This window comes from Burkholderia sp. HI4860 (assembly GCF_002223045.2).
Lineage (GTDB): Bacteria > Pseudomonadota > Gammaproteobacteria > Burkholderiales > Burkholderiaceae > Burkholderia.
Map to the genome: position 1 here is coordinate 1,879,819 of NZ_NKFO02000003.1, position 14,724 is coordinate 1,894,542.

At 65.3% G+C, this 14,724-nt stretch carries 13 protein-coding genes and 1 tRNA gene; 8 read left to right on the forward strand and 6 right to left on the reverse strand.

Annotated elements, in window-relative coordinates; genetic code table 11:
- The first annotated feature begins 172 nt into the window (after positions 1 to 172).
- Positions 173 to 2,191 carry a site-specific DNA-methyltransferase gene (locus tag CFB34_RS23990; protein WP_089438877.1) on the forward strand — a complete coding sequence of 673 codons (2,019 nt, stop codon included), beginning with the start codon at positions 173 to 175 and terminating at the stop codon, positions 2,189 to 2,191.
- The gene (locus tag CFB34_RS23995) at positions 2,191 to 5,217 is read left to right on the forward strand and encodes a DEAD/DEAH box helicase family protein (RefSeq protein WP_089438876.1); all 3,027 of its coding nucleotides are present in this window, start codon (positions 2,191 to 2,193) and stop codon (positions 5,215 to 5,217) included. Before CFB34_RS23990 ends, CFB34_RS23995 begins: the two co-directional genes overlap by 1 nt.
- A gap of 105 nt (positions 5,218 to 5,322) precedes the next feature.
- Here the strand turns inward: CFB34_RS23995 and CFB34_RS24000 are convergent, their stop codons facing one another.
- The 4 genes from CFB34_RS24000 to egtB all read right to left on the reverse strand — a co-directional run bounded on the left by CFB34_RS24000 (position 5,323) and on the right by egtB (position 8,440).
- Entirely contained in the window at positions 5,323 to 5,577 is a 255-nt protein-coding gene (locus tag CFB34_RS24000; protein ID WP_089438875.1) for a hypothetical protein, read from the reverse strand.
- A 43-nt stretch (positions 5,578 to 5,620) separates the two neighbouring features.
- Positions 5,621 to 5,923 (reverse strand): hypothetical protein, encoded by a 303-nt coding sequence (locus CFB34_RS24005; RefSeq protein ID WP_089438874.1) that lies wholly within the window; start codon positions 5,921 to 5,923, stop codon positions 5,621 to 5,623.
- Between the two features lie 296 nt (positions 5,924 to 6,219).
- Positions 6,220 to 7,233 carry an L-histidine N(alpha)-methyltransferase gene (gene egtD, locus CFB34_RS24010; protein ID WP_089438873.1) on the reverse strand — a complete coding sequence of 338 codons (1,014 nt, stop codon included), beginning with the start codon at positions 7,231 to 7,233 and terminating at the stop codon, positions 6,220 to 6,222.
- Positions 7,217 to 8,440 (reverse strand): ergothioneine biosynthesis protein EgtB, encoded by a 1,224-nt coding sequence (gene egtB, locus CFB34_RS24015; RefSeq protein WP_089438872.1) that lies wholly within the window; start codon positions 8,438 to 8,440, stop codon positions 7,217 to 7,219. The genes egtD and egtB overlap by 17 nt, the downstream gene beginning before the upstream one ends.
- A 563-nt stretch (positions 8,441 to 9,003) precedes the next feature.
- On the opposite strand from egtB, the gene CFB34_RS24020 reads away from it, so the two are divergent.
- Both CFB34_RS24020 and CFB34_RS24025 read left to right on the forward strand, forming a co-directional pair.
- Entirely contained in the window at positions 9,004 to 9,480 is a 477-nt protein-coding gene (locus tag CFB34_RS24020; protein ID WP_089438871.1) for a carboxymuconolactone decarboxylase family protein, read from the forward strand.
- Positions 9,480 to 10,361: a sigma-70 family RNA polymerase sigma factor gene (locus CFB34_RS24025; RefSeq protein WP_089438870.1), complete on the forward strand. Its 882-nt coding sequence runs from the start codon at positions 9,480 to 9,482 to the stop codon at positions 10,359 to 10,361. The genes CFB34_RS24020 and CFB34_RS24025 overlap by 1 nt, the downstream gene beginning before the upstream one ends.
- Positions 10,362 to 10,469: 108 nt before the next feature.
- Here CFB34_RS24025 and CFB34_RS24030 read toward each other — a convergent pair whose 3' ends face one another.
- Both CFB34_RS24030 and CFB34_RS24035 read right to left on the reverse strand, forming a co-directional pair.
- The gene (locus tag CFB34_RS24030) at positions 10,470 to 10,973 is read right to left on the reverse strand and encodes a DUF2628 domain-containing protein (RefSeq protein ID WP_089438869.1); all 504 of its coding nucleotides are present in this window, start codon (positions 10,971 to 10,973) and stop codon (positions 10,470 to 10,472) included.
- Between the two features lie 308 nt (positions 10,974 to 11,281).
- Positions 11,282 to 11,358 (reverse strand) — tRNA-Val (locus tag CFB34_RS24035).
- A 587-nt stretch (positions 11,359 to 11,945) separates the two neighbouring features.
- On the opposite strand from CFB34_RS24035, the gene CFB34_RS24040 reads away from it, so the two are divergent.
- From CFB34_RS24040 to CFB34_RS24055, 4 genes are all read left to right on the forward strand, one after another.
- A complete protein-coding gene (locus CFB34_RS24040) occupies positions 11,946 to 12,095 on the forward strand; it encodes a hypothetical protein (protein WP_179243599.1) in 150 nt (49 codons plus the stop codon).
- Between the two features lie 106 nt (positions 12,096 to 12,201).
- Positions 12,202 to 12,918 (forward strand): hypothetical protein, encoded by a 717-nt coding sequence (locus CFB34_RS24045; RefSeq protein WP_089438868.1) that lies wholly within the window; start codon positions 12,202 to 12,204, stop codon positions 12,916 to 12,918.
- 76 nt (positions 12,919 to 12,994) lie between these two features.
- The gene (locus CFB34_RS24050; protein WP_089438867.1) at positions 12,995 to 13,312 is read left to right on the forward strand and encodes a hypothetical protein; all 318 of its coding nucleotides are present in this window, start codon (positions 12,995 to 12,997) and stop codon (positions 13,310 to 13,312) included.
- A 681-nt stretch (positions 13,313 to 13,993) separates the two neighbouring features.
- Positions 13,994 to 14,554, forward strand: coding sequence for a hypothetical protein (locus CFB34_RS24055; RefSeq protein WP_242808698.1), 561 nt, complete (start codon positions 13,994 to 13,996; stop codon positions 14,552 to 14,554).
- The last annotated feature ends 170 nt before the right edge of the window (positions 14,555 to 14,724 follow it).

Consider the following 14,724-nt stretch of genomic DNA (forward strand, 5'->3'; position numbering starts at 1 on the left):
AGCCGCTTGCGGCCCGTCCGGCGGGCAATCGCGGCCGATGCCCGCACGATCGCCTCACATCGGCGCTTGACCTCGGCCGGGTGACTCGATAGCGTTTCGGGTTTGCCCGGGTGGCCGTTGCCGCCGCTGCCGTGAGTGCGCCCGATGTCCTGGCGCGCGCGGCCGGGCTCCGATGGAAAAGACGATGCAGAAACTCGATGCGGCCAGCCCGCAGGCGATGTCGACGGATTTCACCGCCGACAACGTCGCGCGCCTGAAGGCGCTGTTCCCCGAACTCGTGACCGAAGGCCCCGACGGCGCGTCGGTCGACGTCGACGTGCTGAAGGCGCTGGTCGGCGACCGCACGGTCGGCGACGCCGACGAGCGCTACGGCTTCCACTGGCACGGCAAGCGCAGCGCGCGCCAGGCCGCGCTCACGCCGTCGACGGGCACGCTGCGGCCCTGCCCCGACGACAGCGTCGCGTGGGACGACACGCGCCATCTCGTGATCGAGGGCGACAACCTCGACGTGATGAAGCTGCTGCACAAGAGCTACGCGGGCAAGGTGAAGCTCGTCTACATCGACCCGCCGTACAACACCGGCAGCGATTTCGTCTATCCGGACGACTTCAGCGACAGCATCCGCCACTACCTGGCGATGACCGGGCAGACCCAGGGCGGCGCGAAGCGCAGCACCAACACCGAGGCGAACGGCCGGTTCCACACCGACTGGCTGAACATGATGTATCCGCGCCTGAAGCTCGCGCACGCGCTGCTGTCCGACGAAGGGCTGATCGCCGTGCACATCGACGAGCATGAGGTGCACGCACTGGTGCTGATGCTGCGCGAGATCTTCGGCGAGGAGAACGAGCTCGGCGTGGCCGTGTGGGACAAGCGCAACCCGAAGGGCGACGCGCGCGGCGTCGCGTACCAGCACGAATCGCTGGTGCTGTTCGCGCGCAATGCCGAGACGCTGCTCGAACAGGCGCCGCTGAAGCGCCCGAAGCGCAATGCGCAGCGCATGCTCGATGCCGCGCACGACGCCGTGTACCGCAGCGGCAACCCGAAGGACGCGCAGAAGGCGTACCGCGCATGGATGAAGGCGCAGACCAACCTGTCCGGCGGCGAGGTGATGTACGACCGGCTGTCGCCGGAAGGCCGCGTGTACCGCCTCGTGTCGATGGCCTGGCCGAACAAGAAGAAGGCGCCGGACGAGTATTTCACGCCGCTGATCCACCCGGTCACCGGCAAGCCGTGCGCGATGCCGGCGCGTGGCTGGCGCAACCCGCCCGCGACGATGCAGGCGCTGCTCGAGCGCGGCCAGATCGAATTCGGCCCGGATGAAACCACGCAGCCGCAGCGGATCTACTACCTCGACGAAAACATGTACGAGAACGTGCCGTCGGTGCTGCCGTTCGCGGGCTCCGACGACGCGCTGCTGAAGACGCTCGGCATCCCGTTCGACCTGCCGAAGCCGGTCGATTTCGCGGCGGCCGTGATCGGCTGGTGCACGCGCGGCGACGACATCGTGCTCGACTGCTTCGCCGGTTCCGGCTCGACCGGCCACGCGGTGATGCAGGTGAACGCGACCGACGGCGGCGCGCGCCGCTACATCCTCGTGCAGCTGCCCGAGGCGCTCGACCGCCGCGACAAGACGCAGACGGCGGCCGCCGATTTCTGCGCGAAGCTGAAGAAGCCGCTGACGCTCGCCGAAATCACGAAGGAACGCCTGCGCCGCGCCGCGCAGCAGGTCGCGCGCGACTATCCGGAAAGCTATGGCGACCTCGGCTTTCGCGTGTACCGGCTCGACACGACCAACGTGATCGAGTGGGACCCGCGCCGCGACGACTTCGACCACGCGCTCTTCGCGTCCGTCGAGCACGTGAAGACCGGCCGCACCGAGGACGACCTGCTCGCCGAGCTGACGCTGAAGCTCGGCCTCGACCTGTGCACGCCGGTCGAGCATCACCAGGTGGCGGGCAAGACCGTGCACCTGATCGGCCGCGCGATCGTCGCGTGCTTCGATGCACGCATTTCGCGCGACGACGCGGGGCCGCTCGCCGACGGCATCGTCGACCTGCTCGATGCGACCGGCACGACGCACGACGTCACGTGCCTGTTCCGCGACAGCGGCTTCGTCGACGACGTCGCGAAGCTCAATCTCGCCGCGCTGCTCGAACAGCACGGCGTGAAGCGCGTGCGGAGCCTGTGATGCGGCTGCATTTCGAAGCGGATCTCGACTACCAGCGCGAGGCGATCGACGCCGTCTGCGACCTGTTTCGCGGCCAGGAATCGTATCGCGGCGACTTCAGCGTGCTCGCGAACGCCGCACCCGGCACGACGGCCGCCGCGCAAGGCTCGCTCGGCTTCGCGGTGTCGGAGCAAGGCGTCGGCAACCGGCTGTCGCTGACCGACGACGCGCTCGCGCGCAACCTCGCCGACGTGCAGCTGCGCGGCGGGCTGCCGCCGTCCGGCCAGCCCGGCTCGCGCGACTTCACCGTCGAGATGGAGACCGGCACCGGCAAGACCTACGTGTACCTGCGCACGATCTTCGAGCTGAACCGCCGCTACGGCTTCACGAAGTTCGTGATCGTCGTGCCGTCGATCGCGATCAAGGAAGGCGTGCACAAGACGCTCGCGATCACCGAGGATCATTTCCGCGCGCTGTACGCGGGCGTGCCGTACGACTACTTCCTGTACGACTCCGCGAAGCTCGGCCAGGTGCGCCACTTCGCGGCGAGCGCGGCGATCCAGATCATGGTGATGACGGTCGCGGCGATCAACAAGAAGGAAATCAACAACCTCTACAAGGACAGCGAGAAGACCGGCGGCGAGAAGCCGATCGACCTGATCCGCGCGACGCGGCCGATCGTGATCGTCGACGAGCCGCAAAGCGTCGACGGCGGGCTCGAAGGCCGCGGCCGCGAAGCGCTCGCCGCGATGGCGCCGCTCTGCACGCTGCGCTATTCGGCCACACACGTCGACCGTCATCACATGGTGTACCGGCTCGACGCGGTCGACGCGTACGAGCGCAAGCTGGTCAAGCAGATCGAGATCGCATCGGCGATCGTCGAGGATGCGCACAACAAGCCGTACGTGCGGCTCGTCGGCGTGTCGAACCGGCGCGGCGCGATCAGCGCGCGCATCGAGCTCGACGTCGCGACGGCGGCCGGCGTGAAGCGCCAGATCGTGTCGGCCACCGACGGCGACGATCTCGAGCGCCTGACCAAGCGCGCGCTGTACGCGGGGCTGCGGATCGGCGAAGTCCATGCGGTGAAGGGCGCCGAATACGTCGAGCTGCGCCATCCGGAAGGCGAGGCGTTCCTGTCGCTCGGCGAGGCGTTCGGCGACATCGACACGCTTGCCGTGCAGCGCGAGATGATCCGCCGCACGATCCGCGAGCATCTGGACAAGGAACTGCGCCTGGCCGAACGCGGCGTGAAGGTGCTGTCGCTGTTCTTCGTCGATTCGGTCGAGCGCTATCGCCGCTACGACGAGAACGGCATGCCCGCGAAGGGTGACTACGCGCTGATCTTCGAAGAGGAATATGCGCGTGCGGCACGCGTGCCGGCCTACCGTGCGCTGTTCGACGGCGTCGACGTCGCGCTCGAAGTCGGGCGCGCACACAACGGCTACTTCTCGATCGACCGCAAGGGCGGCTGGACCGACACGAGCGAAAGCAGCGCCGCGGCCCGCGAAAACGCGGAGCGTGCGTACGGCCTGATCATGCGCGAGAAGGAAGCGCTGCTGTCGTTCGACACGCCGCTGAAGTTCATCTTCTCGCATTCGGCGCTGAAGGAAGGCTGGGACAACCCGAACGTGTTCCAGATCTGCACGCTGCGCGACATCCAGACCGAACGCGAGCGTCGCCAGACCCTCGGCCGCGGGCTGCGCCTCGCCGTCGACCAGGACGGCGAACGCGTGCGCGACCCGGGCGTGAACACACTCACCGTGATCGCGACCGAGCGCTACGAGTCGTTCGCGGAGAACCTGCAGAAGGAAATCGAGGCCGATACGGGCATCCGGTTCGGGATCGTCGAGGAACACCAGTTCGCGGCGCTGCCCGTGCAGGAAGGCGACGGGCCCGCGCATGCGCTCGGCGTCGAGCTGTCGCGCGTGCTGTGGAATCATCTGCACGAACAAGGCTACGTCGACGCGCAAGGCAAGGTGCTCGACCGGCTGAAGGATGCGCTGCGCCAGAGCGCGCTGGTGCTGCCGGAGGCGTTCGAGATGCTGCGCGCGCCGATTGTCGCGACGCTGCGCAAGCTGTCGGGCCGCTTCGCGGTGCGCAACGCGGACGAGCGCCGTGCGATTCCGCTGCGGCGCGATGCGTCGGGCAAGGCCGTCGTGTTCGGCGAGGATTTCCGCGCGTTGTGGGACCGCATCCGCCATCGCACCGTGTACCGCGTCGAGTTCGACAACGCGAAGCTCGTGCGCGACTGCGCGGCCGCGCTGCACGACGCGCCGGACATCGCGCGCGCACGGCTGCAGTGGCGCAAGGCCGAGATCGACATCGGCAAGGCCGGCATCGAGGCAATCGAGGTGGCCGGCGCCGGCACGGTGCTGCTCGACGAAGGCGAGCTGCCGCTGCCCGACCTGCTCACCGAACTGCAGGACCGCACGCAGCTCACGCGCCGTTCGCTCGCGACGATCCTGGCCGACAGCGGCCGGCTCGAGGATTTCCGCGTGAATCCGCAGCAGTTCATCGCGGTCGCGGCCGATGCGATCAACCGCTGCAAGCGCCAGGCGCTCGTCGCGGGCATCGCCTACCGCAAGCTCGGCGAACGCCATGTGCATGCGCTCGAATCGTTCGAGAGCGAAGCGCTGACCGGCTACCTGCGCAACCTGCGGCCCGATGCGCAGAAGTCGATTCACGAAGCAGTCGTGTGCGAGACGGACGCGGAGCGCGCGTTCGCCGATGCGCTCGAGGCGCACGACGGCGTGAAGCTGTACGCGAAGCTGCCTGCATGGTTCCGCGTGCAGACGCCGCTCGGCAGCTATCACCCGGACTGGGCGGTGCTCGCGGAACAGGACGGCGGCGAACGGCTGTACTTCGTCGTCGATACGCCGAATGCGGATGGCCACGTGCCGAGCGAGCACGAGCGTGCGAAGCTCGCGTGCGGTGAAGCGCATTTCCGGGCGCTGGTGGACGGCGATGGCGCGGCGCGCTTCGTGCGCGTCAGGCAGGCGGACGCGTTGTTCGAACCTGCGACGCCACGGGCGGGCGCCGGGCGATAAGACGAAGGGCGGCGATGAGCCGCCCTTTTTTCATGAGGCACGCACCGGGCGCGCCGGTCGAGACAGGCGGCCGCAGCGCCGCCCCGACAACGATGACGATGACGCTTACTGCGCCGGCTGCATGCCCTGCGCGGCGGCCCTGTGTTGCGCGGCCTGCTCCTGCGCCTGCTTCTTCGCCATGTGGTGGCCGACGATACAGCCGCCCACCGCGCCGACGACCGCGTGGTGCCCCGCATAGTGGCCGGCCACACCGCCGACCACCGCGCCCTTCATGCAGCCCGCCGCGTGCGCGCTGCCGATGGTGGCCAGCGCAACGACAGCCGCGGTGGCACACAGCCTGATGTGTCGAATGGGCATCATGTTTTCATTCTCCTCATGTGGCGATCAAGTCGAGCCGCTTCGCTCAATCCCAGCGGCCGCCACGCCAGCCGCCGCGATCGCGCCACTCGTGCTCGCGCCATTCACGGCGGCGCCACTCGTGTTCGCGCCATTCGCGCTCACGCCAGCCGTCGCCGCGCCAACCGTCATCGCGATAGCCGACCGGCGCGTACATGACGGGCGGAGGCGGCGCCACGTAGACGGGCGCCGGCGCCACATAGGTGGGTACGCCGATGCCGACCGACAGGTCGACGTGGGCCGAGGCGACGCCCGAAGCTGCCAGCGCCGCTACACCGAGAACTGCACCGAGAATGAGTTTCTTGTTCATCTCGCAACTCCCTGCACGTGTCGTGCGTCATGTGAATACGGTTCGGAGTCTAGGCACCGGACACAGACACAGGTGAAACGGGTATGCGAGACAGGTAACGGACGTTTACAGGCGCCCGCAAAGCCTTGCGGGACAAGGAAGAGGCGGCATTCCAGACACCGTTGCAGCGGTGCATCGGGTCGGTAAAAACGGGATTTCCGGCCCGAAACCGGGCGATCGGCACGGGCAGGCGAGCATTCGAAAGCGCGGAAAGCGAACCGCCCGCACCATCCGCGAGCGGTTCGCAAGCACGCGCATCACGCGCGAATATCGTCGACGCTGCGCAGCCAGTGCACGCTGAACAGGTTGTCCGCGTCGGTCCACACGGTATCGGGCACGAATCCGGCGCGGCGCGCGATCGCATGGAAACCGTCGATCGTGAACTTGTGCGAATTCTCCGTGTGGATGCGCTCGCCGGCGTCGAACCGGAACACGTGGCCGCGCACGTGCACGGTCTGCGCAACGTCACTGACGAGATGCATCTCGATGCGCTGTCGCACGGGGTCGTAGAACGCGCAATGCGAGAACGCGTCGACGTTGAAATCCGCACCGAGCTCGGTATTCGCGCGCACCAGCAGGTTCAGGTTGAACTGCGCGGTCACGCCCTGCGCATCGTTGTACGCGTCGTGCAGCGTGCGCTCGTCTTTCACGAGGTCCGCGCCGACCAGCAAGCCGCCGCCACGCAGCAGCCGCGCGGCATCGCGCAGGAACGCATCGGCTTCTTCCGGTGTGAAGTTGCCGATCGTCGAACCGGGAAAGAAGCCGATGCGCCGCGCCGGTGTCGCGGTCAGCTCGACCAGTTGCTCGGCCTTCGTGTAGTCGGCCGCGATCGGCGCGACGTCGAGCCACGGATACGCGGCACGCAGCCGCGCGGCCGCGCCGTGCAGGTAGTCGGCCGAGATGTCGACCGGCACGTAGCGCGCCGGCGCGTTCGCATAGTTGCCCGCGAACGCGTCGAGCAGCACACGGATCTTCTCGAGCGAGCCCGCGCCGAATTCGACGAGTTCCGCATGCGGGCCGACACGCCGCACGATCTCGGCCGCGCGATCGCGCAGGATGCCGAGCTCGGTGCGGGTCGGGTAATACTCGGGCAACTCGCAGATACGATCGAACAGCGTGGAGCCGGCCGCATCGTAGAAGTATTTCGGCGGAATGCTGCGCGGCGTACGCGACAGCCCGTCGATCAGGTCGCGCTCGAACGCGCTCGGCCGCGAATCGCGGGCGGGTTGCTGGCCACCGCTCGTGGCCGTCTGGTCAGACGTCTCGCGCAAGTCGCACCCCCGTGAACTGCCAGCGCGCGGCCGGCGGAAAGAAATTGCGGTACGTCGGCCGTTCGTGCCCGGGCGGCGTCGCGATGCTGCTGCCGCGCAGGACTTGCTGGCCGACCATGAACTTGCCGTTGTATTCGGCCGCCACCCCAACGAGCGGCCGAAAGCCCGGATACGGCTCGTAGGACGAGCGCGTCCATTGCCACACGTGCCCGAGCATCTGCCGGATGCCTTCGGCAGGGAACGCGGCTTCCCATTCGAATTCGGTCGGCAGCCGCGCGCCGGCCCATTCCGCATACGCGGCCGCTTCGTAGAAGCTCACGTGGCACACCGGCGCGTCGGGGGCGAGCGGCTCGACGCCGTGCAGGCCGAACGTGCGCCGCACGCGCGTGGCGGCCGCATCGTCGTCGTCGGGCATCCAGTACGCGGGCCCTTGCCACCCTTCCCGCTGCACGGTGGCCCAGCCGTCCGACAGCCAGAACTCGGGGCGCGTATAGCCGCCGTCGGCGACGAACGCCGCGAATTCCGCGTTCGTCACCAGGCGGCTCGCGATCTCGTACGGCCGAACGAGCGCCGTATGGCGCGGCCGTTCGTTGTCGAACGAGAACGCGTCGCCGTCGTGGCCGATCTCCACGAGCCCGCCCGGCTGGTGCAGCCAAAGCTGCGCGCCGGCGTCGCCTGCAGCCATCGCGCCCGCGTCCGTCCCGTTGCGCGGCCGGAATGCCGGCTTCAGCGGGTTGCACGAGAACGCATGCAGCATGTCGGTGACGATCAGCTCCTGATGCTGCTGCTCGTGATGCAGCCCGAGTTCGACCTCGGGCGCGATCGTCTCGAGCAGCGCCGCGTCGGCGCCGGCCAGCGCGCGCAGCATCGCGTCGTCGACGTGCTGCCGGTACGCATGCACCTCGTCGAGCGACGGGCGCGTGAGCAGCCCGCGTTGCGGCCGCGGATGGCGCGGGCCGAGCGCTTCGTAATAGGAATTGAAGAGGAACTGGAAGGCCGCGTTGAACGGCGCGTAGCCGGGCACGCGTCGCATCAGCACGACGGTTTCGAAGAACCAGGTCGTATGCGCGAGGTGCCATTTCGTCGGGCTGGCGTCGGGCATCGACTGCACGGCCTGATCCTCGGCGGACAACGTCGCGGTCAACGCGACGCTATGGGCGCGCACGTCCTGGTAACGGCGCTGAAGCTGTGATGCAAGGAGGCTCATCGGTTTACCGTCCACGTCGCGATTCGCTGCGTTGCGTGTTGCCGGAAAAAGGAAAGCCTTGCGCGTAATGCGCGCGGCTGACGTGCGACCTGCTGCTGCGTCGTCGGGCAGCCGGCGCGCGCGCCGGGCCGCGGATGCGGCGTCACTTCATCTGCCCGTGCAGAACAGTATGGGCCAGAAATGTGAATGTTGCTGACCGAGATGCGGATGAAACGGCAGATAAATGTAAATGAAAGTAATCGATCACCTGCCAATTGCTGACAACGGCGCATATCGAGGGGCATGCGAAGGCCCAAGCGTCGGCCGTTGTGATCGACGCACGCCGCGGACGTTCGCGCGGCCGTGATCGTCTCCCTGACGTGAATGCGGAATCGTCTGACCAGCATGGGCGCGCAAAGCATGCTCGCCGCGTTTGCTGCGTTCGACGAGCACCCTGCCCGCCCTTGCCCTTCAGCCTTCCGCGCCGAACCGCCCGCCGGCTTCGAAAAAAATTTCGCGTCGATGTCACATACGCGGGGGGCTCGCTCGTCATGTCACCGGAATTCATACAAAAGGAGAAGGACATGACTGCGAAACTCAACCCGTTTGCCGCCGCACCCGCGCTGATGAAGCACTGGATGACCGTCTCGGTTGCCGCCGCGCAGAGCCTCGAGCCGACGCTCATCGAGCTGGTCAAGATCCGCGCATCGCAGATCAACGCATGCGCGAACTGCATTAACATGCACGCGGCCGAAGCGCGCGAGCAAGGCGAGACCGAGCAGCGCATCTACCTGCTGTCCGCTTGGCGCGAAGCGCCCTGCTACACCGACCGCGAACGCGCGGCGCTCGGCTGGACCGACGCGCTCACGCGCCTGTCGGAGGACCACGCGGCGCACGAAGCGGCCTACGCGGCGCTGAACGACCACTTCAGCCAGGAGGAACAGGTGAAACTCACGCTGATGATCAACGTGATCAACGGCTGGAACCGGCTTGCAGTCGGCTTCGGGCTGTGGATCGAACCGGCCGATGCAAAGGCCGCCGCCGCGAAGATGGTGGCCTGATGCCGAACCTCGACCCGGCCAACGGCAGCACCGAAGCACGGGCCGATGCGGCGGCGAGCTTCGACCCGCTGCGCCGCACGCTGATCCGCGTCGCGTACCGGATGCTCGGTTCCGTCGCGGATGCCGAGGACATGGTGCAGGAGGCGTTCATCCGCTGGATGGACGTCGACCGCACCGAGGTGCGCGTGCCTGAAGCGTTCCTGCGCCGCATGGTGATGCGCATGTGCCTCGACCAGCTGAAGTCCGCGCGGCACCAGCGCGAGACCTATATCGGCCCGTGGCTGCCCGAGCCGGTCGTCGAGGAAGACGAACAGGAAGACGTCACGCTGCCGCTGCTGCTCGCGCTCGAACGGCTCTCGCCGCTCGAACGTGCGGCGTTCCTGCTGCACGACGTATTCGGCCTCGAGTTCGACGAAGTGGCCACGACGATCCAGCGCGACCCGGCCGCGTGCCGGCAGCTCGCCGCGCGGGCCCGCACGCATGTGCGCGAGGCGCGGCCGCGCTTCCATGTCGAGAAGCAGCGCGGGATCGAATTGGCGGAAGCGTTTTTTGCGGCGTCACGCAGCGGCGACATGCGCGCGCTCGGCGCGATGCTCGCCGAGGACGTGAGCCTGCACGCGGATGGCGGCGGCAAGCGCTCGGCCGCGGGCATCCCGGTGCTCGGCTTCGAGCGAGTGATGAAGGTGCACGAGTACCTGGCCAGGCTGTTCGCCACGCATGCGTCGAAGCTCGTGCGTGCGGGGTTCATCAACGGGCTGCCGGGTTTCGTCACGCAGGAAGCGGACGGCGAGCTGCAGACCACGGCGCTCGAGATCGAGGACGGGAAAATCGTCGCGATCTATGTCGTGCGGAATCCTGACAAGTTGAAGCATCTGCATTGAGTGTGGCGAGATCACGCGTCGGGAGCCGTGCGCATGCGTGGCCGCGATGCGCCCTTTTCTTCGCCCTGCCGCCCTGCTTTACCGGCTACCGGCCGCCGGCTCCTGCGATCAATACGTTCCGGCCACGAGGAAGATCAAGACGCCGAGCAACGGCGTCGCGATCGCGAAACTGGCTGCTGCGAGCCAGTTCGTGCCGCCCTGCGCTTCCAGCAACGCGAGCAACGATTCGCGGGACGTCGCGCTCGGGCGCAGTTTTTCGATCTGGCGTACGACGTGCGTCCTGTAAAGGCTGTTCCCGCACCAGCCGAGCGTGACCGCGATCCCGATGGTGACCGGGTCGAACGTGGCCGATTCGAAGTAACGCGGGAAGAACAGCAGCTCGACCAGCGTGATCGCGAGCGTCGCGCCAAGGACGGCCGCCGCCTGCCAGTACATGCAGCGATACGCCATCCATACCGGGCCGAGGAAACAGGCGGCCCAGTTCCACGACTGCCGGTTCTTTCGCGATGCGGCGATCTCCCACTTCCTTTCGAACCAGGCGGCTTTCTTGCCGACGTAAGCGGCGATTTCGTCGTTGCTCGCGGAGGATGTGGCGGTCGTGACGTCGGACATGGTCGTGTGCTCTCAGTCGCGCGGATCGCGCGTCGTTGTTTTGATGTGTGGGAAATCGGGCGACGGTCGGAACCGCCGCTTTGATGCGCCCACGATTCTACGCGCGGCGCAGTGGCCGTTGTATGGCGGATCGAGGTGTCGACGAGGAAGGATGCGATGCCGCGGATCGCGCAACGCATCGGGGCGACATGCGTTGTTTCGGCCGGAAAAAGAAAAACGCCACGCGATGTTGCCGCGTGGCGTTTGTATGTTGGCGAGCCGCATTGCCTGTAGGCAAGTTGTGCTGCCAGACCCCTTCATTTGTTCGTTGGTAGGCTCGATTGGATTCGAACCAACGACCCCCACCATGTCAAGGTGGTGCTCTAACCAACTGAGCTACGAGCCTAAGAAGCCGCGAATTATAGAGAGGGTTTTTGAGGAGCACAAGCCCCCTCGTGAAAATTTTTTGAATCGGCGTGCGCGGAGGCCGACGATCGATGTTGCGTGGCGATGCCGGGAACGTTGGCTTCACCTGTTCGCATCACAGCAAAACGCGTCGATGCGCTGTGATGTTATCCACATTGCCCTCTGGATAACCATCCGGCAAGCCTCTGGATTCACAGTGGAACGATTGAGGATATGTCGCCGCGGCTGTGAATCGACGAAAAGTTGTTCTGTGCTGTCGGGAGCTGTTCACGTGGCTCACCCAGGGTTATGCATTCTGCTTCCCGCCGAGAATTCATGAGGTTAGGGACGTTATCCACTGTGAGGCACAGGGTTTGTTAACTATCACTACGTATGTATACGAACTCTGTTAACACCTTTGGATAAGCACAGTCCGTCGACTGTGATCCAAGCAGGATATGCACTGCGTGCGGTGATCGGATGAACGAAGCGGCAAGCTGTGAGGGCATCTGACAATGCGCGAGCCGCTGTATCTGTAGAATCGCCGGCATTCAGGATCCGAAGGCGTGACGCACAGGCTCACGACAGATGAGTGATTCTTCGTTGGCCCGGCTAGACGCACTCGAGATCGATGCCGTCGTACGCCGGTTGCAACAACACCCGTGCGACATCGTGTTCGAGCAACGCGTGTCGATGCCGGAGGCCGATGTCCTGTGTTGCCGCTACAAGGGCAAATGATTCAACGTGAAGTTCGATCTCGATTCCAGGGGATGATGACGACCGACACGATGGAACCGAAGCAAAACTTGGGCAACGCGAGCGCTGCCCGCAACCAGAGCGGGTAATGGGCCCCATTCACTGCGGTCGCCACGGACGCGATAACGGGATCACGACATCGAAGGGCATTGCCGCGCGCATCCGGCAGCGCGGGCAGTTCTTGTCCGGCGAGCTCGTGAAGGTTTCGCTCGATCGTCCGAAATACAGCCGGGAAATGTGGATGCTGCGTGCTGAACTTGCCGAGCACGAGGTCGATGCGACCTTCATCGACAACGTTGCGCACGTGAAGGCGTTTCCAAAAATTGCGGCGCTGGAGCGCTTGCGCGCGCATCTGTGTTCGGCATGCCTGGACGAGCTGCTAGTACGCTCCGGCGAAGCGCCCTATAAACCGACGACGAGAGAGCAGGCGTTCGACACGTCGGTCGTCGCGGCGAATGCGAAGTGGTCGCGCGGCGACGCGCGCTGCGAGTTGCATGGCTTGATCCGGCCAACACGGACCTCACCGGATATCGAGGACGCTATCTTGTCGATCGACGTGATCCGCGATTGTCACGTCGTGCGGGTGACCGATGCCAGCGTGGAGCATGGCGTCACGCATTGGTTTGACGAAGCGTTTTTGCGCAAGGTGCTCGGGCCGGACATCGACATCGTTGAATCGACGTTTCGCATCGGTGATCGGGCCACGTTCGTGCAGATGTGGGACGCCGGTGAGCTCGTGTGTCCGGTGTGCCTGCGAGAGGTGTTGGAACGTAGCGGTCTGCGCAAGGACGACACGCGGACGTGAACGCAACGGAGCAATCGTGATGGGCATGATCGCGCAGTACGACATCGGTCCTAACCAGTAATATCCGGAGAACACCATGAGCAAGCTGAATTTCGGCAGGATCGATCGTTGTTCCGTCTGGCTCAATACCGCGACGTTGCTCGGCCTGAAGTCCGCCTATGAGGAATTTGCGAAGACCGGGCAAGACCTGCGCAACTTCGAGATCTGCATCGAGGATGCAAGTGCCGCCAAGGTCGATCCGAAGCCCGAGGACGCCGTCATCCGCGTGACGTTCTCGGCGAAGATGCCGCCGGGCATGCGCGGGCTCGGTAACGCGAGTCCGCTCGGGACGTCGATCGAGTACGTCGTTTCTCCGGAAACTGGCGAGATTCTCAGGGTTTATCTGACCAAGTGACTTCGGAGGTGGTGAAGGTCGTCAGCCTTCACGTGTGGACAACTGCGACACAAAACGACGCGAAACGCTGTGCCGACACAAGGTGAGCATTTGCCCGGACCACAAGCGGGGCGTCGATCTCGGCGAATGTTGCCCTCGACAAGCCGATCAGAATGTTCGCGCACGCGACTGGACGGAGAGAAGCAAGCGCTGAGAACGGGGTGTATGCGGAACGTGCATTGGGTTTCGTGCGCCTGTCCACAGCGCGTATGTGGACAACTCGCATACCCAACCAGTCGAATCGCTGTGCGTCGAACAGGTGAGCGCCATGCATTCGACCATGCGAATCGGCCCGAACGCCTTGTCCGACAGGGATTTTCCGGAATAGCGCAGGCGATGTGGAGCCTGCTCGCGCGATCCGTCATGATGGAATGCCTTGTGGATATCGAGCAGCCAACGCACTCGAAATCCTGTGCATTCAACGGGTGAGGGTACGCGAATTCGGCGAGGATGTTCGCATTACCTCACGGGTCGTGGATATCGCGCTTTCATACAAGTCGACTCCACGATTCCCGACGCGCTTCAGGCACCGACTCGGCGAGCGCCGCGAGAGAAGGCGGCATATGCCAGGACAAAGTCGCCCAGCGAGGATGACCGTTCGCTATGCTGCCCGTGACAACGCACCGATTCCCGCCGATACACATGAGCGCAACTGCACGGACCATTCTCAAAGCCATTCTGAGCATCCCCATTGCCTTTGGGCTTGCCTATCCCGTTGTCCATCCCTCCGAAGACGGCGGCGTTCTCGGCGAAATAGCGGTGCTTGGGACGATCGGAAGCATCGTCGTCATCGCGGTTTTCCTGGCGCTGGTCTACGCCTACGCGAGCGACCTCAGGACTACCCTGAAATCGGTCAACCGAGGATCGCGTGCGGCCGAACCCAACAGCGTCTGGCTGATGTTCCTCTTGCCCTACAACTTCATCGAGGACTTCTTCATTATTTCCAACGTGGCGAAGTCCCTGGAAGCGGAGTCTCGTATCAATCCGGCTCTGTCGGGGTTGCGCTCGTTCGGCCGGATTAGCGGCATCGGGTGGTGTCTCGCCCAGGTTCTTTCGTTGATACCCAATGCCATTGGCTCCATCGCGGGTGGTGTCGCGGTTTTCCTCTGGGTTTGGCACTGGGTGTTCGTGCGCCGGACGAACAAGATGCTTGCCGGCAGCCAAGTCTCGGTGACGACTCTACCTGGACGGACAGGATCGTAGCCCGCCTTGGAAGCCAGATCGCTTACCCGTGATCGATGTGGATATCCCGTTCCACTGCGACTCGAAACCCTGTGATTCCAAAGGTGAGGGAGCTGGCGCGGCGCGATGTGCATAACAGCCAGGGAAAGTCAGTCGAAACGCTGTGCAGGCGAATGGTGAGCGGGCGCCCG